The organism is Pseudomonas sp. HMSC067G02 (assembly GCF_001813485.1).
Taxonomy (GTDB): domain Bacteria; phylum Pseudomonadota; class Gammaproteobacteria; order Pseudomonadales; family Pseudomonadaceae; genus Pseudomonas; species Pseudomonas aeruginosa.
In genome coordinates this window covers 60,505-81,630 of the sequence record NZ_KV812697.1, presented here as the reverse complement: position 1 = coordinate 81,630, position 21,126 = coordinate 60,505, and the positions used below count along the sequence as shown (strand labels likewise).

At 67.2% G+C, this 21,126-nt stretch carries 17 protein-coding genes; 9 read left to right on the top strand and 8 right to left on the bottom strand.

Features of this window, described 5'->3' with window-relative positions; genetic code table 11:
* Window positions 1-42: 42 nt before the first annotated feature.
* The 6 genes from accC to gcbA all read right to left on the bottom strand — a co-directional run bounded on the left by accC (window position 43) and on the right by gcbA (window position 8,105).
* A complete protein-coding gene (gene accC, locus HMPREF2914_RS19365; protein WP_003095391.1) occupies window positions 43-1,392 on the bottom strand; it encodes an acetyl-CoA carboxylase biotin carboxylase subunit in 1,350 nt (449 codons plus the stop codon).
* Between the two features lie 17 nt (window positions 1,393-1,409).
* Window positions 1,410-1,880, bottom strand: coding sequence for an acetyl-CoA carboxylase biotin carboxyl carrier protein (accB, locus tag HMPREF2914_RS19360; RefSeq protein WP_023092662.1), 471 nt, complete (start codon window positions 1,878-1,880; stop codon window positions 1,410-1,412).
* A 23-nt stretch (window positions 1,881-1,903) separates the two neighbouring features.
* The gene (gene aroQ / locus HMPREF2914_RS19355) at window positions 1,904-2,347 is read right to left on the bottom strand and encodes a type II 3-dehydroquinate dehydratase (RefSeq protein ID WP_003095385.1); all 444 of its coding nucleotides are present in this window, start codon (window positions 2,345-2,347) and stop codon (window positions 1,904-1,906) included.
* 143 nt (window positions 2,348-2,490) lie between these two features.
* A complete protein-coding gene (locus HMPREF2914_RS19350) occupies window positions 2,491-4,266 on the bottom strand; it encodes a protein-disulfide reductase DsbD (RefSeq protein ID WP_023092661.1) in 1,776 nt (591 codons plus the stop codon).
* 159 nt (window positions 4,267-4,425) lie between these two features.
* Window positions 4,426-6,399: a methyl-accepting chemotaxis protein CtpL gene (gene ctpL, locus HMPREF2914_RS19345; protein WP_023092660.1), complete on the bottom strand. Its 1,974-nt coding sequence runs from the start codon at window positions 6,397-6,399 to the stop codon at window positions 4,426-4,428.
* A gap of 77 nt (window positions 6,400-6,476) precedes the next feature.
* A complete protein-coding gene (gene gcbA, locus HMPREF2914_RS19340) occupies window positions 6,477-8,105 on the bottom strand; it encodes a diguanylate cyclase GcbA (protein ID WP_003106227.1) in 1,629 nt (542 codons plus the stop codon).
* A 352-nt stretch (window positions 8,106-8,457) separates the two neighbouring features.
* Between gcbA and HMPREF2914_RS19335 the strand changes: the two genes are divergently transcribed.
* From HMPREF2914_RS19335 to speA, 4 genes are all read left to right on the top strand, one after another.
* Window positions 8,458-9,528 (top strand): DUF2333 family protein, encoded by a 1,071-nt coding sequence (locus HMPREF2914_RS19335; RefSeq protein WP_003095371.1) that lies wholly within the window; start codon window positions 8,458-8,460, stop codon window positions 9,526-9,528.
* Between the two features lie 3 nt (window positions 9,529-9,531).
* Window positions 9,532-10,068 (top strand): NUDIX hydrolase, encoded by a 537-nt coding sequence (locus tag HMPREF2914_RS19330; protein ID WP_003095369.1) that lies wholly within the window; start codon window positions 9,532-9,534, stop codon window positions 10,066-10,068.
* Between the two features lie 203 nt (window positions 10,069-10,271).
* Window positions 10,272-10,643 carry a translation initiation factor Sui1 gene (locus tag HMPREF2914_RS19325; protein ID WP_003106225.1) on the top strand — a complete coding sequence of 124 codons (372 nt, stop codon included), beginning with the start codon at window positions 10,272-10,274 and terminating at the stop codon, window positions 10,641-10,643.
* 250 nt (window positions 10,644-10,893) lie between these two features.
* Window positions 10,894-12,804 (top strand): arginine decarboxylase, encoded by a 1,911-nt coding sequence (gene speA / locus HMPREF2914_RS19320; RefSeq protein WP_003095365.1) that lies wholly within the window; start codon window positions 10,894-10,896, stop codon window positions 12,802-12,804.
* Between the two features lie 252 nt (window positions 12,805-13,056).
* Here speA and HMPREF2914_RS19315 read toward each other — a convergent pair whose 3' ends face one another.
* Entirely contained in the window at window positions 13,057-14,211 is a 1,155-nt protein-coding gene (locus HMPREF2914_RS19315) for an acetyltransferase domain-containing protein (protein ID WP_003112330.1), read from the bottom strand.
* A 141-nt stretch (window positions 14,212-14,352) separates the two neighbouring features.
* Here HMPREF2914_RS19315 and cntO point away from each other — a divergent pair, with 141 nt between their 5' ends.
* Genes cntO through cntI form a run of 4 tightly spaced genes read left to right on the top strand, consistent with a single transcriptional unit; the run spans window position 14,353 to window position 19,434 of the window.
* Complete coding sequence (gene cntO / locus HMPREF2914_RS19310; protein ID WP_023092659.1) at window positions 14,353-16,479, top strand: pseudopaline transport outer membrane protein CntO; 2,127 nt, start codon at window positions 14,353-14,355, stop codon at window positions 16,477-16,479.
* Between the two features lie 29 nt (window positions 16,480-16,508).
* A complete protein-coding gene (gene cntL / locus HMPREF2914_RS19305; protein WP_003095359.1) occupies window positions 16,509-17,300 on the top strand; it encodes a pseudopaline biosynthesis protein CntL in 792 nt (263 codons plus the stop codon).
* Window positions 17,297-18,598 carry a pseudopaline biosynthesis dehydrogenase CntM gene (gene cntM / locus HMPREF2914_RS19300; protein ID WP_003095356.1) on the top strand — a complete coding sequence of 434 codons (1,302 nt, stop codon included), beginning with the start codon at window positions 17,297-17,299 and terminating at the stop codon, window positions 18,596-18,598. The genes cntL and cntM overlap by 4 nt, the downstream gene beginning before the upstream one ends.
* Window positions 18,580-19,434: a pseudopaline transport inner membrane protein CntI gene (gene cntI, locus HMPREF2914_RS19295; protein ID WP_003104336.1), complete on the top strand. Its 855-nt coding sequence runs from the start codon at window positions 18,580-18,582 to the stop codon at window positions 19,432-19,434. The genes cntM and cntI overlap by 19 nt, the downstream gene beginning before the upstream one ends.
* Window positions 19,435-19,479: 45 nt before the next feature.
* Here the strand turns inward: cntI and HMPREF2914_RS19290 are convergent, their stop codons facing one another.
* A complete protein-coding gene (locus tag HMPREF2914_RS19290; RefSeq protein WP_003095352.1) occupies window positions 19,480-20,097 on the bottom strand; it encodes a PAQR family membrane homeostasis protein TrhA in 618 nt (205 codons plus the stop codon).
* A gap of 230 nt (window positions 20,098-20,327) precedes the next feature.
* Between HMPREF2914_RS19290 and HMPREF2914_RS19285 the strand changes: the two genes are divergently transcribed.
* Window positions 20,328-21,125, top strand: a complete 798-nt coding sequence (locus tag HMPREF2914_RS19285) for an SDR family NAD(P)-dependent oxidoreductase (RefSeq protein ID WP_004365417.1) — start codon at window positions 20,328-20,330, stop codon at window positions 21,123-21,125.
* Window position 21,126 lies beyond the last annotated feature (1 nt).

Here is a 21,126-nt window from a genome sequence, read left to right as displayed (position 1 = left end):
AGGGCCGCCCGGAGGCAGCCCTTGTGCGCAGCGACTGACGGATCAGTGCTTGTCCATACCCAGTTTCTTCTCCAGGTAGTGGATGTTCACCCCGCCCTTGCAGAAGGCGGCGTCGCGCACCAGGTCCTTGTGCAGTTCGGTATTGGTCTTGATACCGTCGACGATCAACTCGTCCAGGGCATTGCGCATCCGCGCCAGCGCCTCGTCGCGGTCGGCACCGTAGGTGATGACCTTGCCGACCAGCGAGTCGTAGTTCGGCGGTACGCTGTAGCCGCTGTAGAGGTGCGAGTCGACGCGCACGCCGTTGCCGCCGGGGGCGTGGAAGTGCTTGACCTTGCCCGGGCTGGGCATGAAGGTCTTCGGGTCTTCGGCGTTGATCCGGCATTCCAGCGCATGGCCGCGGATGACCACGTCCTCCTGGCGGATCGAGAGCTTCTCGCCGGAGGCGATGCGCAGCATCTCCTTGACGATGTCGACACCGGTGACCATCTCCGATACCGGGTGCTCCACCTGCACGCGAGTGTTCATCTCGATGAAGTAGAAGCGGCCGTTCTCGTAGAGGAACTCGAAGGTGCCGGCGCCGCGGTAGCCGATCTCGATGCAGGCCTGGACGCAGCGGGCGAAGACTTCCTGGCGGGCCTTCTCGTCGATGCCGGGGGCCGGCGCCTCTTCGATCACCTTCTGGTGGCGGCGCTGCAGGGAGCAGTCGCGGTCGCCGAGGTGGATGGCGTTGCCCTGGCCGTCGGAAAGCACCTGGACTTCCACGTGGCGCGGGTTGGTCAGGAACTTCTCCAGGTAGACCATCGGGTTGCCGAACGCCGCGCCGGCCTCGGTGCGGGTCAGCTTGGCCGACTTGATCAGCTCGGATTCGTCGTAGACCACGCGCATGCCGCGCCCACCGCCGCCGCCGGCGGCCTTGATGATCACCGGGTAGCCGACCTCGCGGGCGATCGCCAGGGCGGTCTCTTCATCTTCCGGCAGCGGGCCGTCGGAGCCCGGCACGGTGGGGACGCCGGCGCGCTTCATGGCGTCCTTGGCCGAGACCTTGTCGCCCATCAGGCGGATCACCTCGGCGGTCGGGCCGACGAAGGTGAAGCCGGAGCGTTCGATCTGCTCGGCGAAGTCGGCGTTCTCGGCGAGGAAGCCGTAGCCGGGGTGGATCGCGGTGGCGCCGGTGACCTCGGCCGCGGCGATGATCGCCGGGATCTGCAGGTACGACTGGGTGGCCGGGGCCGGACCGATGCACACCGATTCGTCGGCGAGCGACAGGTGCATCAACTCGCGGTCGGCGGTGGAGTGTACCGCCACCGTCTTGATCCCCAGCTCCTTGCATGCGCGAAGGATGCGCAAGGCGATTTCGCCGCGGTTGGCGATCAGCACTTTTTCCAACATCGCAGGTTCCCCGCGGCTTAGACGATGGTGAACAGCGGCTGGTCGAACTCAACCGGCTGGCCGTTCTCCACCAGGATCGACTCGATGGTGCCGCTAATTTCGGCTTCGATGTGGTTCATCATCTTCATGGCTTCGACGATGCACAGGATGTCGCCTTTCTTCACGCTCTGGCCGACTTCGACGAAGTTGGCCGAGGTCGGCGAGGCGGCGCGGTAGAAGGTGCCGACCATCGGCGAGCGAACCACGTTGCCGTTCAGCTTCGGAGCGGCCGGGGCGCTTTCCGCGGCAGCGGCGGCCGGAGCGGCGGCTGCCGGCGCCGGCGCGGCGACCGGAGCGGCGAAGGCCGGAGCCTGTGCGTACACCGGCTGGGCGGCGGTCTTGCTGTGGCGGCTGATGCGTACCGACTCTTCGCCTTCGCGGATTTCCAGCTCGTCGATACCGGACTCTTCCAGCAGCTCGATCAGTTTCTTGACTTTACGAATGTCCATTAGCGCTAGCACTCCCAGTGAGGTCAGGGGCGTTGAAGTTGTTCAAGGGCGGATTCCAGGGCCAGGCGGTAGCCTGTGGCGCCGAGACCGCAGATCACCCCTACCGCCACGTCGGAGAAGTAGGAGTGATGCCGGAAAGGTTCACGTTTGTGCACGTTCGACAGGTGCACTTCGATGAATGGGATGCTCACCGCAAGCAGCGCGTCACGTAACGCGACGCTGGTATGGGTGAATGCCGCCGGATTGATGATGATGAAGTCCACGCCTTCGTCGCGCGCGGCATGGATCCGGTCGATCAGTTCGTATTCGGCGTTGCTTTGCAGATGCAGCAGGTGGTGGCCGGCTTCGCGGGCGCGGCGCTCGAGGTCCTGGTTGATCTGCCCGAGGGTGGTCGAACCGTAGGTGCCGGGCTCGCGGGTGCCCAGCAGGTTCAGATTCGGCCCGTGCAATACGAGGAGGGTCGCCATTGTCTTGTTGATTGTCCTGTACAGGCTGCAAACGGCAAGCGGGCACTATGCCGGAATTTCCGTATGACTGTCCAGTCACTGTTAGATTGCAGTAGATCGCCGCATGTTGACCGGCAATTGCGGCAGAAGTATGTCAGCGCATGTCACTGCCGGGTAGCGGCCCGGCGCAGTCGTTCGGCGAGCCCGGCGGCGTCGATCTCTCCGATGACGCGCAAGTCGCTCCATTCGTCACCGCCCGGGGCGAAGAACAGGATCGCCGGCGGACCGAACAGGTTGTAGCGGTCCAGCAGGCCGCGCTGGGCCGGGTTGCTTTCGGTGATGTCGAAGCGCAGCAGGCGGTAGGCCGGCAGTCGTGCCTGCACCGTGGGATCGGTGAGAACCTGGCGCTCGATGACCTTGCAACTGATGCACCAGTCCGCATACCAGTCCAGCAGCACCGGCTTGCCGGCCTGGCGTGCCTCGGCCAGGGCGGCGTCCAGCTGCGCCGGGGTGGTCAGGTTCTGCCATTCGCCGGGCGTGCTCGGTGGCCCGGCGTGGATCGACGGCACCGAGCGGCCCAGCGGATGGATCGGGTCCGACTCGCCCTGCAGGGCGCCGATCCAGGCGGCCACCGCGTAGGTCAGGAACATCAGGCCAAGCAGTTGCAGCAGGCGGCGTGCGGCGCTCTTCGGGGTGAATTCGAGGGCGCCCAGGGCCAGGCCGGCGCCGCCGGCGAGCATGCCCCAGAGCATCAGCGCCACCGGGCCGGACACCACCCGCTCCAGCAGCCACACGGCGACCGCCAGCAACAGCACGCCGAAGGCGTTGCGCACGCCGTTCATCCAGGCTCCGCTCTTGGGCAGCAGGGCGCCGCCGCCGGCGCCGAAGACCACCAGCGGCGTACCCATGCCCAGGCCGAGGGCGAACAGTTGCAGGCCGCCCCCCCAGGCATCGCCGCTGGCGCTGATATAGAGCAGCGAGGCGGCCAGCGGGGCGGAGACGCAGGGCGAGACCAGCAGGCTGGAAAGCACGCCGAGGGTGGCCGCGCCGAGGATCGAGCCGCCGCGCGCATCGCCGGCCAGGCGGTCGAGCGGTTCGCGGATGAAGCCGGGCAGGCGCAGCTCGAAGAAGCCGAACATGGCCACGGCGAACAGCGCGAAGAACGCCGCGAATGGCACCAGTACCCAGGGCGACTGCAATTGCGCCTGGAGATTGAGGCTGGCGCCGAACATGCCCATCAGCGCGCCGAGCAGGGCGAAGCAGAGCGCCATCGGCAGCACGTAGGCGAGCGACAGGACGAAGCCGCGACCACCGCCCGGCCGGCCGCGCAGGACCACTCCGGAGAGGATCGGCAGCATCGGCAGCACGCAGGGGGTGAAGGTCAGGGTCAGGCCGGCGAGGAAGAAGAACAGCAGGCTGCGCTTGCCCTTGTGCTCGAGCGGGCCCTTGCCGGCCGCGTCGCTCGCGGCTGGCGTCGCGGCACCGCCGTCGATGTCGAAGCGCCTGGTTTCCGGGGGGTAGCAGAGGCCCTTGTCGGCGCAGCCCTGGTAGGTCACCACCAGGGTATAGGGCTGCCGGGCCGGGTTGTTCAGGGGAATCTCCAGGTCGACGATGTTGTAGTAGACCTCGGTATCGCCGAAGTACTCGTCGTGGTGCTGCTTGCCCGCCGGCAGTTGCACCTGGCCGAGGCTGACCTGGGCTGGCTCGACCTTGAACTGGAAGCGGTGGCGGTAGAGGTAGTAGCCCTCGGCGTTGACGAAGCGCAGCAGCACGTGCTGCGCGTCGCTGCGCTCGACGCTGGGCTTGAACGCCTGGTCGACCTTGAGGAAGTCGCCGCCATCGAGGCCGCCGCCGAGGGAGGCGCCGGGACGGCTGTCGAACAGGCCCGCGCCGGCGGGCAGGGCGACCAGCAGGAGGATCAGGGTCAGCAGGCGGCGCATGGATATCTCGTCGGATCAAAAGCCGGAATGATAGCGGAAAGCCGGGCCCGATCGAGCCCCGTGCGGCTGATCAGGTCCTGCCCCGGTTCCGCTGAGCGGTATCCGACCGGTCCGAAGCCAGACGGTTCCTCTGGCGCCTTGCGGCACGTCGCCGCAGGGTCACAGGCGGAAGGCCTGCACCGTGGTGCGCAGGTCGCCGCCCAGTTGCCGCAGTTGCTCGCCCTGTTCGCGGCTATGGCCGATCAGCCGCAGGTTTTCCCCACCCAGGGCGTGGATACGTTCGCTGTGCGAGCGAATCTCGCCGACCGCCTGGCTCTGCTGGGTCGAGCCTTCGGCGATGCGTTCGGCCATCACGCCGATGGTATGGATCGCGGCGACCACTTCGTCCAGTGCGCCCTCCGCCGCGCCGGCCTGTTCGGCGGTGCGTTCGGCATGCTCGACCTGGCTGCGCATGGCCTCCACCGATTGCCGCGCGGCCTGTTGCAGGCGGCCGATGAGCTGCTGGATCTCCTCGGTGGCGCCGGCGGTGCGCTGGGCCAGCGAGCGGACTTCCTCGGCGACCACGGCGAAGCCGCGGCCCTGGTCGCCGGCGCGGGCGGCCTCGATGGCGGCATTGAGGGCGAGCAGGTTGGTCTGTTCGGCGATCGAGCGGATCACCGTCAGCACGCTGCCAATGGTCGCCGACTCCTCGGCCAGGCGCTCGATCGACTGGGCGTTGCCCTGCACCTCGTCGACCAGCTCGCGCAGGCCGCCCAGGCTCTCGCCGATCACCCGCTGGCCGTGCTCCACTGCCTGGCCTGCGCTGCGACTGGCGTCGGCGGTCTGGCTGGCGTCTCCGGCGACCTGCTGGATCGCCGCTTCCATGTCGCCGAGGGCGTCGCGGATCTGCCCGGTATCGCCGGCCTGGCGCTCGACCCCGGCGTGCAGGCCGCTGCTGACCTCGGCCAGGGTCTGGCTGCTGCCGGCGACCTGTTCGGCGCGGCGGTGGATCGCGCCGACCAGCTCGGCGAGGAAGCTGCGCAGGCGGTTCAGCGAATCTTCCAGGTTGCGCAGGTCCTCGGTGCGGGTACGCAGGGATATGGGGCGCGAGAAGTCGCCGTCGGCCCAGGCCGAGAGCGCCGGCACCAGTTGCCCGAGGACCCGCGCCAGGCGCCTTTGCAGGCTGTCGATGGCGAGGGCGATGAGCAGGATCAGGGCGATCATCCCACCCTGGATCAGGCGTACCTGGCCTTGCAGACGCTGGCGCTCGCCGCGCACCTGCGGCTCCAGGGTGGCCAGGGCCTGGCGCACCGCGTCCAGTTTGGCGCCGGTGTCGGCGGACAGTTGCTGGCGACGCTCGATCAGGTCGCGGGTGCGGCGCAACTCGTCCGGATAGCGTTGCAGCAGGCTGGCGAGTTCGCGCCGCAGCGCCACGCCGCGGTCTTCGGCATTGCCGGCGCCAGCCTCGGCGTCGCCGGCCAGCCCCATCATGGCGGCGAAGTCGTCGCTGGCCGAGCGCTGTTCGTCGAGCACGCCGAGCAGCGGCAAGGCCTCGATCCGCCCGGCCTGCTCGCGCAGGTTGGCCAGTTCGCGCTCGACGTCGCCGGCCAGGGCCGGGTTGGCGCTTTCCACCAGCTTGGCGCGGGCCAGGCTGAGGCGGGTCAGGTGCAGGCTGGCGAGCAGCAGCGGGGTGCGGTAGGCGCCGGACTGGGGCTGCCCCGCCGCGGCGTCCAGGTAGGCGGACCATTGTTCCAGGTTGCCGGCGAGGTCGCGCTCGGCCTGTAGCAGCAGGCCCTGCGGGTCGCCGGCGAGCTTGCCGGCGGCGAGCAGGTCGCCGGCGCTGAATTCGTGCAACTCCACGAGGCTTGGCGCGAGGGTCCGGGCGAGGTCCGGTGGTAGCTCCGGCAAGGCCTCGGCGAGGCTTTCCAGGGCCTGCAGCGCGGCCTGCTGGCGCACGGCGTCGCCGCTGCCGAGGTACTGGCGGACGTTGCGCGCGACCTGTTCGTCGAAGCGCTGCGACAGCTCCAGGTACTGGTCGAGCAACTGGAACGGGCGCTCCATGGCGCGTTGCGACCACCACAGGGTGATTCCCAGGGCGAGGCAGACGGTGAGCAGGAGCAGGGTGTTGAGATTGGTGAGTTGCTTGAGGCGCATGGCGGGTCTCGTCCGACTACGGAGCGGCGAGACCGCAGGTTATTTCCGTTTGGTTACCGGGTGATGACAAAGAGCCATTACCGGGCGTCGGGACGATATACCTCGATCCGGTTGCGTCCGCCGTGCTTGGCCCGGTACAGCGCTTCGTCGGCCTGCTTGGCCATGCTCTTGATATCGAGGTCCGGGGTCAGCTCGGCGATGCCGCAACTGAAGGTGCAGCGCAGGTCGGTCGGTTGCGCCGGGTAGTGGATCTCGGCGAAGCGCTGGCGAATCTCGTCGAGCACCAGGCGCGCGGCGTCCAGATCGGTGTCCGGAAGGACCACGGCGAACTCCTCGCCGCCATAGCGGCCGATGTGGTCGGTCTTGCGCAGGCGCTGCTTGAGAAACAGCGCCAGGCCCTTGATCACCCGGTCGCCCATGGGGTGGCCGAAACGGTCGTTGACCTGCTTGAAGTGGTCGATGTCGAGCATCGCGAAGCTCAGCGGACGGCCATCGCGACGCGCGCGCAGGCGGGCGTCCTCGAGCAGTTGCAGGGTATGGGTGTGGTTGTACAGGCCGGTCAGGCTGTCGCGCACCATCCGCGCCTTCAGGCTGCGCGCGCGGCTGGCGCGGGTGCGCACGGTGGCGATCAGGTGGCGCGGGCGGATCGGCTTGGTGAGGAAGTCGTCGCCGCCTTCGCTCATGGCGTCCAGCTGCTTGTCCAGGTCGTCCTCGGCGGACAGGTAGATGATCGGCACGCTGACGTGGCGTTCGTGCTGGCGGATCACCTTGGCCAACTCGGTGCCCAGGCACTCGGGCATGTACATGTCGAGGATGATCAGGTCGGGCTGGAAGTCGCTCAGCTCAGCCATCACCGACAGCGGCTCGGTGAGCGCGCGGGTGATGATCCCGGCGCTGTTGAGGACCATCTCGGTGTGCAGCGCCTGGGCCCGGGAGTCGTCGACGATCAGTACCCGGTAGGGTTCGTAGAAGCTCAGGCGGCTGAGGGTCTCGATCTTTTCCAGCACGCTGGAGGCGTCCAGGGTGCCGGTGAAGAATTCCTGGCCGCCGGCGCGGGCTGCGGCCAGGCGGGTCGGGGTGTCGGTCTCGCTGTCGCTGAAGAACAGCACCGGCAGCTTGTGTTCGAGGCCGGCCTGGGCCTCGCTGGCCAGTCGCAGGCCCATGTCGGGGCCGGCGAAGTCGACTTCCATGACGATCGCCGCCGGGTAGCGTTCGCGCATGCTGGCGCGGAAGGCGTCGGCGGTCTCGCAGCTCAGCGCCTGCAGACCGAAGAACTCCAGTTGCTGGGCCAGGCGCTCGGCGCGTTCGCGGTCCTTCAGTGCCAGGTAGACCGGTTTGCGCAATGGCGGCAGGACGGTGTGCTCGAGCTGGTCGCCATGCCGCAGGCCGGTGCGCGACAGGCGCTGCATCAACTGGTTGAGTTCGCTGATCGACTCGCTGGAAAGCCGGCCGCGGTTGGCCTCGACGACGTCCAGGGTACGGTCGATGGCACCGGCCAGCTGGGCATGCTCGGCTTGCTCGAAGCGTTCGGCGTAGCGCTGCAGGCGCAGGGTGGCGTCGGCCAGTTCTTCCATGCCGTCGCTGTTCCACTCCGCGCGGGTCAGGCGTTGCCAGACCTCCAGAACCTGGCGCGCCTGGTTGATCACTCGCTGGGCGAAGTGGTGCTTCAGGCGGTCCAGGGTCGGGTCATCGTGCTCGGTCATCATGACGCGCTTCTTTCGTGGTCTTCGCGGCAGAGCGTCGCTGCGAATGATGGCTCTATGCTATCACCTATCGCCATGAAAGCCAGCGGCCGTTGGGCGGCTGACGAGAGGAGCCTTTTCTTTTCCAAATGTCATCCCCACCTGTTGGTGGGTGCCTTTGTGCGACGGACTACGGCATGCTTATGCCTGTTTCGGAAAATTCTCACTGAGCATTCCGGCACAAAACCGGCTTCCACTACGCTGAAAGCCGACGATGCCGAGGTTTTCGGCGTCCTGGAAGGGTTGGCGCTTGGCACGGAACGCGTTCGCCATGGTCCAATCCCCCATCTATCGAGCTGTTTTAAGGACCCTTGCCATGCTGGACTGGAAGAAGCGTCGTGGGACCATGCGCGATCGCGTGGACAATTCCGTGGATGATGTGCGTACCTACTTCGGCGGCCCCTGGCTGGTGCGCGTGGTGGGAGGCCTGCTGGGCGTCTACCTGCTGGTGGCGATGCTGGTCGGCTGGTACTGGAGCCAGGAACCCGACCTGTTCCCCGTGCAGCAGGACGCCCAGGCCGCCGCCGAGCGCGCCGGGCGGCAGATGGTCACCGGCTACACCACGGTGGAGACCCTCAAGGAAGTGGTCGACACCCTGCTGACCAAGCCGGGCGGCTACATCTCCAACGACATCTTCCCGCCGGGCATCTGGATGGACAACATGCCCAGCTGGGAGTATGGCGTGCTGGTCCAGGTGCGCGACATCAGCCGGGCGCTGCGCAAGGACTTCGCCCGTTCGCAGTCGCAGTCCACCGAGGACGCCGACCTGGCTCGCGCCGAGCCGCGCTTCAACTTCGACAACAAGAGCTGGGCGCTGCCGGCGTCCGAGTCGGAGTACCAGGAAGGCATCAAGTCGCTGGACCGCTACCTGGCCCGCCTGTCCGACCCGAACCAGCCCAACGCGCAGTTCTATGCCCGCGCCGACAACCTGAACAACTGGCTGGGCGACGTCGCCACCCGCCTGGGCTCGCTGTCCCAGCGCCTGTCGGCGAGCGTCGGCCGGGTCAAGCTGAACACCAACATCAAGAACCCCGAAGAAGTACAGCCGGGCGAGGCGCCCAAGGTCGAGGAAGTGGTCCAGGAAACCCCCTGGCTGCAGATCGACAACGTCTTCTACGAGGCCCGTGGCCAGGCCTGGGCGCTGTCGCACCTGCTGCGCGCCATCGAGGTCGACTTCGCCGACGTGCTGGCGAAGAAGAACGCCACGGTCAGCGTGCGGCAGATCATCCGCGAGCTGGAGGCCGCGCAGGAGCCGCTGTGGAGCCCGATGGTGCTGAACGGCAGCGGCTACGGCATCCTGGCCAACCACTCGCTGGTGATGGCCAACTACATTTCCCGCGCCAACGCCGCGGTGATCGACCTGCGCCAGCTGCTTTCCCAGGGCTGACCCATGGCCGCGCCGATCAGCGCCGAAGAGGTGGCCCACCGGGCCGCCTCCGACGCCGAACTCATCGCCTGGGTCGACGAGCAGGACCGCCCGCTCGGTAGCCTGCCGCGCGCGGAGCTGCGCGAGCGCGGGCTGATCGGTCGCGGCACCTTCATCCTGCTGTTCAACTCCGCCGGCGAGCTGTGCGTGCAGCGCCGGACCCTGAGCAAGGCGGTCTATCCGGGGTACTGGGACCTCGCCGCCGGCGGCATGGTCCAGGCCGGCGAGCCCTACGCCGACTCCGCCGCCCGCGAACTGGAGGAAGAGCTGGGAATTCGCGACGCGGTCCTACGCGAACATGGCCGCTTCTTCTTCGACGAACCGGGCAACCGGCTTTGGTGCGCGGTGTTTTCCGCCGTCTCCGATGCGCCCTTGCGTCTGCAGGCGGAGGAAATCTCCGAAGCACGCTTCATCCGTCCCGAACTGGCGCTGGAAGAGGCTCGCAGCCTGCCGTACTGCCCCGATTCCCTGCAGGCGTTGCGCCTGTACCTGGATGCCTGAGCCGCGGATGTCGCCATTTCACCGATCAATGGCGCATTTTCGCTCTTAGCATTTGCTCGCAATGCTGCTAAATTGCGCGACCTTTTCGGGCGGTCCCCATGCCGCCCCTGCGCAGCCCCTGCCTGAGTGGGGCGTCGCGGTCGGCTCCCGCCGGCCATCGTTATTGACCTGGCCCGTCGAGGCCATTCTGGGGGAAACGCCCGGTGGTCAAAAAAGCTTCGTCCCTGTCCGCCCTCGGCGGGCTGGTGTATTCCACGGATGGCGGCCGGCATTGCCCGGACTGCCAGCAACCCAAAGACGCCTGCATCTGCGGGCAGGCCGTAGCGCCTGTCGGCGACGGGATCGCGCGCGTGCGCCGCGAGACCAAGGGCCGCGGCGGCAAGACGGTGACCACCATCAGTGGCCTGCCGCTCGCCGGCGATGCGCTCAAGGAGCTGGCCAGCGCGCTGAAGCGGCGCTGCGGCACCGGCGGCAGTCTCAAGGACGGCGTGGTGGAGATCCAGGGCGAGCATGTCGAACTGCTGATCGACGAACTCCTCAAGCGCGGTTTCAAGGCGAAGAAGTCCGGCGGCTGACCGCGTTCTCCCCTGCAGAGAGCGGGCAGGTCCGGCACCGCGAAGGCCGCACCAGCCCTTTCCCTAGATGGGAGACTGCGGATACCCGCATGAGCGGATTTCCTCGGCTTTCCTAAACTACCGCCCAGTGTGGCGGTCAACACGGCAACGTCACATCCTCCGGCTAGCCTCCACCACAGGCGTGCCGGCCCAGGGCCATCCGGAGATCCCGGCGCCCGCCCGACCCCGAACATTGAGGAGATCACCGCGCATGGCCGCTCGACGGACTCGCAAAGACGATGGCAGCAACTGGACCGTGGCCGACAGCCGCGGCGTATACGGCATCCGCCACTGGGGTGCGGGTTATTTCGCCATCAACGATGGCGGCAATGTCGAAGTGCGTCCGCAGGGCGCCGACTCGACGCCCATCGATCTCTACGAGCTGGTCGGCCAGTTGCGCGAGGCGGGCCTGAGCCTGCCGCTGCTGGTGCGCTTCCCGGATATCCTGCAGGACCGCGTGCGCAAGCTCACCGGCGCCTTCGACGCGAACATCGAGCGCCTCGAATACCAGAGCCGCTATACCGCGCTGTATCCGATCAAGGTCAACCAGCAGGAAGCGGTGGTGGAGAACATCATCGCCACCGAGAACGTCTCCATCGGCCTGGAGGCAGGCTCCAAGCCGGAACTCATGGCGGTGCTGGCGCTGGCCCCGAAGGGCGGCACCATCGTCTGCAACGGCTACAAGGACCGCGAGTTCATCAAGCTGGCGCTGATGGGGCAGAAGCTCGGGCACAACGTGTTCATCGTGATCGAGAAGGAATCCGAGGTGCAGCTGGTGATCGAGGAGGCCGCCAACGTCGGCGTGCAGCCCCAGGTCGGCCTGCGCGTGCGGCTGTCCTCGCTGGCTTCGTCGAAGTGGGCAGATACCGGTGGCGAGAAGGCCAAGTTCGGCCTTTCCGCCGCCCAGCTGCTGTCGGTGGTCGAGCGCTTCCGCCAGGCCGGTCTCGACCAGGGCGTGCGCCTGCTGCATTTCCACATGGGCTCGCAGATCGCCAACCTGGCCGACTACCAGCACGGCTTCAAGGAAGCCATCCGCTACTACGGCGAGCTGCGCGCGCTCGGCCTGCCGGTGGATCACATCGACGTCGGCGGTGGCCTCGGCGTCGACTACGACGGCACCCATTCGCGCAACGCCAGCTCGATCAACTACGACATCGATGACTATGCCGGCGTGGTGGTCGGCATGCTCAAGGAGTTCTGCGACGCCCAGGGCCTGCCGCATCCGCACATCTTCTCGGAGAGCGGCCGGGCGCTGACCGCGCACCATGCGGTGCTGATCACCCAGGTCACCGACGTCGAGCGGCACAACGACGACGTGCCGAAGATCGTCGATCTCGACGAGCAGCCGGAGATCGTCCGCTGGCTGGCCGAACTGCTCGGCCCGACCGATGCCGAGATGGTCACCGAGACCTACTGGCGCGCCACCCACTACATCGGCGACGCCGCCGCGCAGTATGCCGACGGCAAGATCAGCCTGGCGCAGAAAGCCCTCGCCGAGCAGTGCTACTTCGCTATCTGCCGGCGCCTGCACAACCAGCTCAAGGCCCGCCAGCGCTCCCACCGGCAGGTCCTCGACGAACTCAACGACAAGCTCGCCGACAAGTACATCTGCAACTTCTCGGTGTTCCAGAGCCTGCCGGATACCTGGGCCATCGGCCAGGTGCTGCCGATCCTGCCGCTGCACCGCCTGGGCGAGGAGCCGGATCGGCGCGCGGTACTGCAGGACCTGACCTGCGACTCCGACGGCAAGATCACCCAGTACGTCGACGAGCAGAGCATCGAGACCAGCCTGCCGGTGCACGAGGTGAAGGAGGGCGAAGACTACCTGATCGGGGTGTTCCTGGTCGGCGCCTACCAGGAGATCCTCGGCGACATGCACAACCTGTTCGGCGACACCGACTCGGTGAACGTCTACCAGCGCGCAGACGGCGGCATCTATCACGCCGGCATCGAGACCCACGACACCATCGAGGACATGCTGCGCTACGTGCACCTGTCGCCGGAGGAACTGATGACCCTCTACCGCGACAAGGTCGCCGGGGCCAAGCTCACCGCCCGCGAGCGCAACCAGTACCTGGATGCGCTGCGCCTGGGGCTGACCCGCTCGGCGTACCTGTCCTGACTGGCTAGCCCGTCGGCGACGGGAAGCGAACCAGGCAATGGCCGGCTGGCGCGAGGCGCCCGCCGGCCATTTCGTTTCAGATCCTGCTCGTTATGTGGGAATTCCGCGCAACCCCTTCATTTCCGCTTCCCTGCCGGCGGTGGACGTCGGCGTGGTTGCCTGCTGTGTCCGGCGGATAACGCTTCGCGTCATTCGTCCTACCCGTGGGGGGAAGGGCCGGACTTTTTCAGCGGCTCCTGGATGCTCCGCGCCTCAGAAGTACTTCAACCAGGCGATATCCCGCCGCCGCGCCTTGAAACCGGCGAACCAGTGCACCGCCGGGTACAGCGCCACGGCCAGCAGGATGCTGCACAGCCATAGCGCCGGCACCGAGGAGAAACCGAAGTAGTCGCCCCGGTTGGCGCCCCAGATCGCCAGCGCCAGCAGGTACAGCAGCTTCAGTAGGTAGAGATGCAGCAGGTAGAAGAACATCGGCGCTCCGCCGAACGCCACCAGGGCCTTGCCGCGACCGCTCCAGTCCAGGCGTTCGAACCAGGCCAGGAGCAGCAGGCCGATTCCCAGGGTGAGGGCGAGGAACAGCAGCGACGGCGGATACTTGGTGACGTTGAAGAAGCCCATCAGGGTGATCGCCGGCGTCTCGCCGAAGGCCCAGGGTTTCTCGCCATAGCCGTTGAGCAGGCGCAGCAGGATGAAGCCGAGCAGCAGCCCGCCACCGCCCGCCAGCAGGTAGCGTCGGCGCGTGGTCGCCGGCGTGGCGCCGCTGAACCAGTTGCCTGCGGCATAGCCCAGGGCGATCACACCGATCCACGGCAGCAGGGGGTAGGAGGTGCGCAGGCGCAGGGCGTCGCCCGCTTCGATCCAGCCGCGGTCGTGGAGCACCGCCCACGGCAGGTGCCAGGCCGAGCCGGGAGCGAAATGCAGCGGATCGAGCAGGTTGTGGCCGGCCACCAGCAGCACGCCGAGCGCCGCGAGCAGAGGGCGCGGCAACCAGAGCAGGGCGGCCAGGGCGAGCATGCTCAGGCCGATCGCCCAGATCACCTGGAGGTAGATCACCGTCGGCGGCAACTGGAAGGTCCAGGCGAAGTTCACCAGGGTCAGTTCCAGCGCCACCAGGAACAACCCGCGCTTGAACAGGAACGCCGAGACCGCCCGGCGTCCCTGGTGCTTCTCGCCGTAGAGGAATGCCGACAGGCCGGTGAGGAAGACGAACACCGGCGCGCACAGGTGCGCCAGGGTGCGGCTGAGGAACAGCGCCGGCTCGGTGCTGGCGACGTCCATCGGGTCGCCGACCTGGCGGTGCAGGAAAAAGGTCTCGCGGACATGGTCGAGCAGCATGAACAGCATCACCAGGCCGCGCAGGGCGTCGATGCTGTGCAGGCGGGAGGAATTGGAGATGGAGTTGGGCATGGCTGGGCTGGTCGTCGGAAAAGAGGGATGAGTATCACAGCCTGGCGGCGAGAAGCGAGATAGAGCCGGGCATTGTATTGCGAGGCCGGAATCGAACTGGTAGCGTTATAGTATATCATTTCTTTTCTGGTGCGATTTCCCATGAGAGTCAGTGTGTCGCTTGTCCTCGGTGTCGGCCTCGGTTGCAGCAGTCCGGCGCTCTGGGCGGAAACGGAAAGTCCCGCGGAGCTGGAGGTCCTCACTGTCACCGCCGAAGCGGAGCGCGCGGAGGGCCCGGTGCAGGGCTACCGGGCCAATCGGTCGGCCAGCGCGACGCGCACCGACACCCGTATCGAGGACATCCCGCAAGCCATCAGCGTGGTGCCGCGCCAGGTGCTCGACGACCTTGACAGCGCTCGTATCGAACGGGCGCTGGACTTCGCCGGCGGGGTCTCGCGGCAGAACAACTTCGGCGGCCTGACGATGTTCGAGTACAACGTCCGTGGCTTCACCACTTCGGAGTTCTACCGCGACGGCTTCAGCGCCAACCGCGGCTATATGAACGCCCCGGACAGCGCCACCATCGAGCGCGTGGAAATCCTCAAGGGACCGGCCTCCAGCCTGTACGGGCGCGGCGATCCCGGCGGCACGGTGAACCTGGTGACCAAGAAGCCCCAGGCCGAGCGCTTCGCCCGCTTGCATGCCAGCGCCGGCAGTTGGGACCGCTACCGCTCGACCCTGGACCTGAACACGCCGCTGGACGAAGAGGGCGACCTGCTCTACCGGATGAACCTGGCGGTGGAGGACAGCAAGGGCTTCCGCGACTACGCCGAGGGCCAGCGCCTGCTGGTGGCGCCATCGTTCAGCTGGCAACTGGACCCGGACACCTCGTTGCTGGTGGAAGCCGAGGTGGTGCGCAACCGCCAGGTCTTCGACCGCGGCACCGTGGCGCCGCACAACCACCTGGGCAGCCTGCCGCGCTCGCGGTTCTTCGGCGAGCCGGACGACGGCAAGATCGACAACAACAACGAAACCCTCCAGGCCACCCTGCGCCATCACTTCAACGAGCAGTGGAGCCTGCGCCTGGCCAGCCACTACAAGCATGGTCACCTGGACGGCTACGCCTCGGAGAACTCCAGCCTCGCCGCCGACGGCTACACCTTGCGCCGGGAGTACCGCTACCGCGACTTCGAGTGGCACGACAGCATCACCCAGCTCGACCTGCTCGGCGACCTCCATACCGGCTCGATCCGCCACCAGTTGCTGATGGGCCTGGAGTACGAGCGCTACCACAACGACGAACTGATCCTGCGTAGCATCCCGTCGCGCAACCCCTATGCCATCGACATCCGCCGGCCGGTCTACGGCCAGCCGAAACCACCCTTCGGACGCGACGACCGCAACCACGAGGAAGTCGACGCGATGGCGCTCAACCTGCAGGACCAGATCGAGTTCAGCGAGAAATGGCGCGGCCTGCTCGGCGTGCGCTTCGACCGCTACCGCCAGGACATGAACGCCACGCGCCTGAACAATGGCCGCTTCCGCGACACCAGCTCGCAGCAGACCCAGCGTGCCGCCACCCCGCGCATCGGCGTGCTGTACCAGGCGACCCCGGAGGTCGGCCTGTTCGCCAACGCCTCGAAATCCTTCAAGCCCAATGGCGGTACCGACATGGCCGGCAAGGCCTTCGACCCGGAGGAGGGGCGCGGCTACGAGGCGGGGGTGAAGCTCGACCTGCTCGATGGCCGGCTGGGCATGACCCTCGCCGCGTTCCACCTGAAAAAGAAGAACGTGCTCACCGCCGACCCGAGCAATCCCGGTTACCAGCAGACCGCCGGCGAGGCGCGCAGCCAGGGCTTCGACCTGCAGTTCAGCGGCCAACTCACCGAGCAGTTGCGGCTGATCGGCGCCTACGCCTATATCGACGCCGAAGTGACCAAGGACGAGAACATCGCCCGTGGCAGCCGCCTGCTCAACGTGCCGAAGCACAGCGGCAGCCTGATGGGCGTCTACGAGTTCCGCGAAGGCTGGCTGCACGGCGCCGACGCCGGCGCGGCGGTCAACTATGTCGGCGAGCGCGCCGGCGACAGCAGCGACAGCGGCTTCGAACTGCCGGCCTACACCACCGTCGACTTGCTCGCGCACTATCCGCTGGCGAGCAATGCGACCCTCGGGGTGAACGTCAACAACCTCTTCGATCGTCGCTACTACGAGCGTTCCTATAACAACGTCTGGGTCGCCCCCGGCGAGCCGCGCAACCTGACCATGAGCCTGACCCTGAACTACTGAGCCCTCTACCGCCGCCAGGAAGCCATGCCATGCAAGGACGCACACCGCTGCTGGAAACCCTCCGCGAACTGGAATGCGAGATTCGCCTGCTCACCGTCTATGCCCGCGAGTGTTGCGGCTGCTACGAGATCCTCAGGCGCAAGCTCGACCGTCTGAGCGGACTGATCGGGGAGGATTGCAGCCGGGCACAGTGGCAGGCCGATTCGGACGACCCTGCATTGCAGGCGCTCGGCCTGCGCCTGCGCGACGCGGCGGTGCAGGCCCTCTGCGAACTGGAGAAGCACCTTTGCCAGGGCGTGCTGCATGAACCCGGCGAGATGGGCCGCTACCTGGGTAGCCTGCTGGAATCCATCCGCGGCGAACTCGACAGCGCCGGGATAGATGCCGATGCACGGGTCCTGTTCGTCGGCTCCGGTGCCCTGCCGACCTCGGCCCTGGTGCTGGCGCGGGAGGTCGGCGCACATTTGTGCTGCCTGGACATCGACGAGGAGGCCCTGGGCTATGCCCGCGAGATCGCCCGCTGCCAGGGGCTGGAGGCGCGCATGCAGTTTTCCTCGCTGCCGCCGGCGGAACTGGCGTTTTCCCGCGATGCCACGCATTTCCTGATCGCTTCGCTGGTGCAGCAGAAAAGCGCGGTACTGGCGCAGATCCGCCAGGTCATGCGCGCCGACGCCAAGGTCCTGCTGCGTCACGGCAGCGGCATCAAGGGACTGTTCAACTACCCGGTTGAGCCGGCCGAACTGGAGGGCTGGCAGGTTTGCGCGGAGCGGGTCAGCCAGCCGCTGTACGACACCCTGATCCTGGAGAAGGCCGGTCGATGAACGCCGCTGATGAGAGCCTGGGCAACGTCCTGCTGGTCGGTCTGGGCGCGGTGGCGATCCAGGTCGCGCTGGACCTGCGCCGCCACGGTGCCGGTCGCCTCGGCGCGCTGAACCATCCCGGCCGGCGCAGCCAGCGGATCGCCGAGGCCCTGGCGCGCGGCGCCTGCCTGCAATTGGAAGGGCAGGGGCAGCATCGCTGGCTGTCCGGCAACGCCGCGTTGGACGTCTTCCACCAGGACCCCGCTGAGCTTCGCGACGATTGGCAGACCCTGGTGCTCTGCGTGCCGGCCGACAGTTACCTGGACGTGGTCCGCGGGTTGCCCTGGGAGCGACTCGGCGGGGTGCGCACGCTGCTGCTGGTGTCCGCCTTCATCGGCGCCAACCTGCTGGTGCGCAGCGCCCTGCCGGCGGGGTGCCAGGCGACCGTGCTGAGTCTGTCCAGCTACTACGCGGCGACCAAGGTGATCGACGAGACACAACCGCTGCGGGCCCTGACCAAGGCGGTCAAGCGCAGGGTCTACCTGGGCTCCAGCCGGCCGGACTGCCCGGCGCGGGAGACCTGGCGGCGAGTCCTGGCCGGCAGCGGGGTTGAGGTAGTACCCCTGGCGACGCCGGAAGCGGCGGAGGGCCGCAACGTCACCACCTACGTGCACAGTCCGTTCTTTCTCGGCGAGTTCGCCCTCGCCCGGATACTTTCCGAGCAGGGGCCGCCCGGTTTCATGTACAAGCTCTACCCGGAGGGACCTATCACCCCCGGGGCCATCGGCGCCATGCGGCGGCTGTGGTGCGAGCTGAGCGAACTGTTGCGGCGGATGGGCGCCGAGCCGTTGAACCTGCTGCGGTTCCTCAACGACGACAACTACCCGGTGCACGAGACGATGCTGCCGCGCGCGGCCATCGACGGCTTCGCCGAGGCCGGCGCCGAGCGCCAGGAATACCTGCTGTTCGTGCGCTACGCGGCGTTGCTGGTCGATCCGTTCTCTCCGGCCGACGAGCAGGGTCGCCACTTCGACTTTTCCGCCGTGCCGTTCCGCCGCGTCAGTCGCGACGAGGATGGACTCTGGCGGCTCCCGCGGGTGCCGCTGGAGGACTATCGCAAGCTGGCGCTGATCGTCGCGCTGGCCGCCCACTTCGACCTGGCCATGCCGCAGGCGCGCAGCCTGCTGGCGAGCTACGAGAACGCCGTGTCCCGATTCATCGATTGCCAAGGAGCGAGCCAGTGCCATCCAAGCCTGTATCCGATCGACAGCCGTCCGGCGGCGGACGCCATCTATCGCCAGTGGTGCTCGACCTGCTGAAGAGCGGGGTGCTGCTGGCGGTGCTGGCGTCCTTCACCTTCAGCGTGATGAACGCCCTGGTCAAGGAAGCCAGCGCCACCCTGCCGGCTGCCGAGATCGTGTTCTTCCGCAGCGCCATCGGTACCCTGCTGATCTACCTGCTGATGCGCCAGGCCGGTGTCGCCCTGTCGCGCCAGGGCGTGCCGATGCTGCTGGTGCGCGGGGTGATGGGGGCGCTGTACCTGGTCTGCTATTTCTACGCCATCGCCCACATCCCGCTGGCGGACGCGAGCATCCTGGCGCACATGTCGCCGTTCTTCGTCATCCTCTTCTCCGCGCTGTTCCTCGGCGAGCGGATTCCCCGGGCGGTCTATTGGCTGTTGCTGGTGGTGGTGCTCGGCGCGCTGATGATCGTCAAGCCGTTCAGCTATTCCAGCTACTCGGTATACGCCGTGGTCGGCCTGCTCAGCGCGGTGTTCGCCGCCGGTGCCTCGGTGGCGATCCGCCAACTGAGCGCGCGGCACCATACCTACGAGATCGTCTTCTACTTCCTGGCGGTGGCCACCCTGGTGGCCATCCCGCTGATGTGGAACGACTTCGTGGTGCCGGCGACGCTGCGCGAGTGGGGGCTGCTGCTGGCCATCGGGGTGGTGTCGCTGCTCGGCCAGGTGTTCCTAACCCGCGCCTTCAGTCACGAGAGCGCGACCATCGTTGCGGTGACCCGCTATATCGGCATCGTCTTCAACGCCGGCTGGGGCTGGCTGTTCTGGAGCGAGGTGCCGGACGCGCTGACCATCGCCGGCGGCGTGCTGATCGTGGTGGCGTGCATCGCGCTGTCGCGGACGAAGAAGGGCTGAGCCTCCGGCGCGACCGGCTCCCCGCTGCTTCGCGCCGGACCGCGCCTAGAGTACGTAGCGCCAGATCGCCACGAAGTGGAGGAGGCTGCCGGCGATCACGAACAGGTGCCAGATGCCATGCCAGTGGCGGAAGCGGTGGTCATAGGCATAGAAGACGATCCCTACGGTATAGAGCACGCCGCCGGCCGCCAGCCAGGTGAAGCCGGCGCTGCCGAGGGCGGCGAGCAGCGGTTTCACCGCGATCAGCACGATCCAGCCCATCACCGCGTAGATCACCACCGACAGCACCCGCGCCTCGGAGCGTGGCTTGATCTCCTGGAGCATGCCGAGCACGGCCAGGCCCCAGACGATGCCGAACAGCGTCCAGCCCCAGGGACCGCGCAGCGTGACCAGGCAGAAAGGCGTGTAGCTGCCGGCGATCAGCAGGTAGATGGACAGGTGGTCGAGCTTGCGCATCACCACCTTCGCTCGCCCGCGCACGCTGTGGTAGGCGGTCGAGATGCTGTAGAGCAGCGTCAGGGTGACGCCGTAGACGCCGACCCCGACGATCTTCCACGGACTGCCGTTGAGGCTCGCCTGGACCGTCAGCCAGACGGCGCCGGTGCAGGCGGCGACCGCACCGATCAGGTGGGTCCAGGCATTGAGTCTTTCACCGTGATACATGACGCATGATCCTCCCGCGATGGACAACGCCATGGTAGGGCATGTCGGGGTGGCGTGGGTCCTGACCTTTTATTGGCGTTTTCCGTGACGGTTGCATGAAGGTTCTCCTCATCCTTCCCTGCTCGTTGGAACGGATAAAGGCTTGACGGTTTTAATTACGATCATAATATTAAGTGTGTAATATAAATAGCCGCTGTCAGCGGTCAGGCTTTTTTCCAGCGAGAACCCACATGAACGAACAGATTGGCAATGGCGTCGCCCTGATCACCGGCGCCTCTTCCGGAATCGGCGCGACCTACGCCGAGCACTTGGCCCGCCGTGGCCACGACCTGTTGCTGGTGGCGCGCGACCGGCAACGCCTGGAAGCCCTGGCGGATCGACTTCGCCAAGCCCACGGGGTCAGGGTGGAGATCCTGCGCGCCGACCTGTCCGAGCGCGACGATAGGTTGCGGGTCGAGCGACGGTTGCGCGATGACGCCTCGATCGCGTTGCTGGTGAACAACGCCGGCGTGGCGATGAACGGTCCGCTGGCCGATGCCGACATGGACCGGGCGGAGCGGATGATCGCCCTCAACGTAGTGGCCCTGACCCGCCTGGCTGCCGGTGCGGCGGAGGGGTTCCGCCGGCGTGGCGGCGGCGCCATCGTCAATCTCGGTTCGGTGGTGGCGCTGGCGCCGGAGTTGTTCAATGCCGTCTATAGCGCGACCAAGGCCTACGTGCTGAGCCTGAGCCAGTCGCTGCAGCACGAGCTGGCCGGCAGCGGCGTTTACGTCCAGGCGGTGCTGCCCGGCGTCACCCGTACCGAGATCTGGGAGCGCAGCGGCACCGGAATCGCCGGGATTCCCGCGGAGATGGTGATGGAGGTCGAGGACCTGGTGGAGGCGGCGCTGGTCGGTTTCGATCGGCGTGAAGCGGTGACCATCCCGTCGTTGCCGGATGCGGCCGATTGGCAGGCGCTGATGACGGCGCGGGCCAGGCTCGCGCCCAATCTGTCGCGGCAGCGGCCGGCCGAGCGCTACCTCGGCTGAG

Coding starts and splice junctions, on each gene's coding strand:
- cntM (WP_003095356.1), top strand. CDS start 17,297: ATGAACGCCGCTGATGAGAGCCTGGGCAACGTCCTGCTGGTCGGTCTG.
- accC (WP_003095391.1), bottom strand. CDS start 1,392: ATGTTGGAAAAAGTGCTGATCGCCAACCGCGGCGAAATCGCCTTGCGC.
- HMPREF2914_RS19330 (WP_003095369.1), top strand. CDS start 9,532: ATGGCCGCGCCGATCAGCGCCGAAGAGGTGGCCCACCGGGCCGCCTCC.
- speA (WP_003095365.1), top strand. CDS start 10,894: ATGGCCGCTCGACGGACTCGCAAAGACGATGGCAGCAACTGGACCGTG.
- accB (WP_023092662.1), bottom strand. CDS start 1,880: ATGGACATTCGTAAAGTCAAGAAACTGATCGAGCTGCTGGAAGAGTCC.
- HMPREF2914_RS19350 (WP_023092661.1), bottom strand. CDS start 4,266: ATGCGCCGCCTGCTGACCCTGATCCTCCTGCTGGTCGCCCTGCCCGCC.
- HMPREF2914_RS19290 (WP_003095352.1), bottom strand. CDS start 20,097: ATGTATCACGGTGAAAGACTCAATGCCTGGACCCACCTGATCGGTGCG.
- gcbA (WP_003106227.1), bottom strand. CDS start 8,105: ATGATGACCGAGCACGATGACCCGACCCTGGACCGCCTGAAGCACCAC.
- HMPREF2914_RS19335 (WP_003095371.1), top strand. CDS start 8,458: ATGCTGGACTGGAAGAAGCGTCGTGGGACCATGCGCGATCGCGTGGAC.
- cntL (WP_003095359.1), top strand. CDS start 16,509: ATGCAAGGACGCACACCGCTGCTGGAAACCCTCCGCGAACTGGAATGC.
- HMPREF2914_RS19285 (WP_004365417.1), top strand. CDS start 20,328: ATGAACGAACAGATTGGCAATGGCGTCGCCCTGATCACCGGCGCCTCT.
- cntO (WP_023092659.1), top strand. CDS start 14,353: ATGAGAGTCAGTGTGTCGCTTGTCCTCGGTGTCGGCCTCGGTTGCAGC.
- HMPREF2914_RS19315 (WP_003112330.1), bottom strand. CDS start 14,211: ATGCCCAACTCCATCTCCAATTCCTCCCGCCTGCACAGCATCGACGCC.
- aroQ (WP_003095385.1), bottom strand. CDS start 2,347: ATGGCGACCCTCCTCGTATTGCACGGGCCGAATCTGAACCTGCTGGGC.
- ctpL (WP_023092660.1), bottom strand. CDS start 6,399: ATGCGCCTCAAGCAACTCACCAATCTCAACACCCTGCTCCTGCTCACC.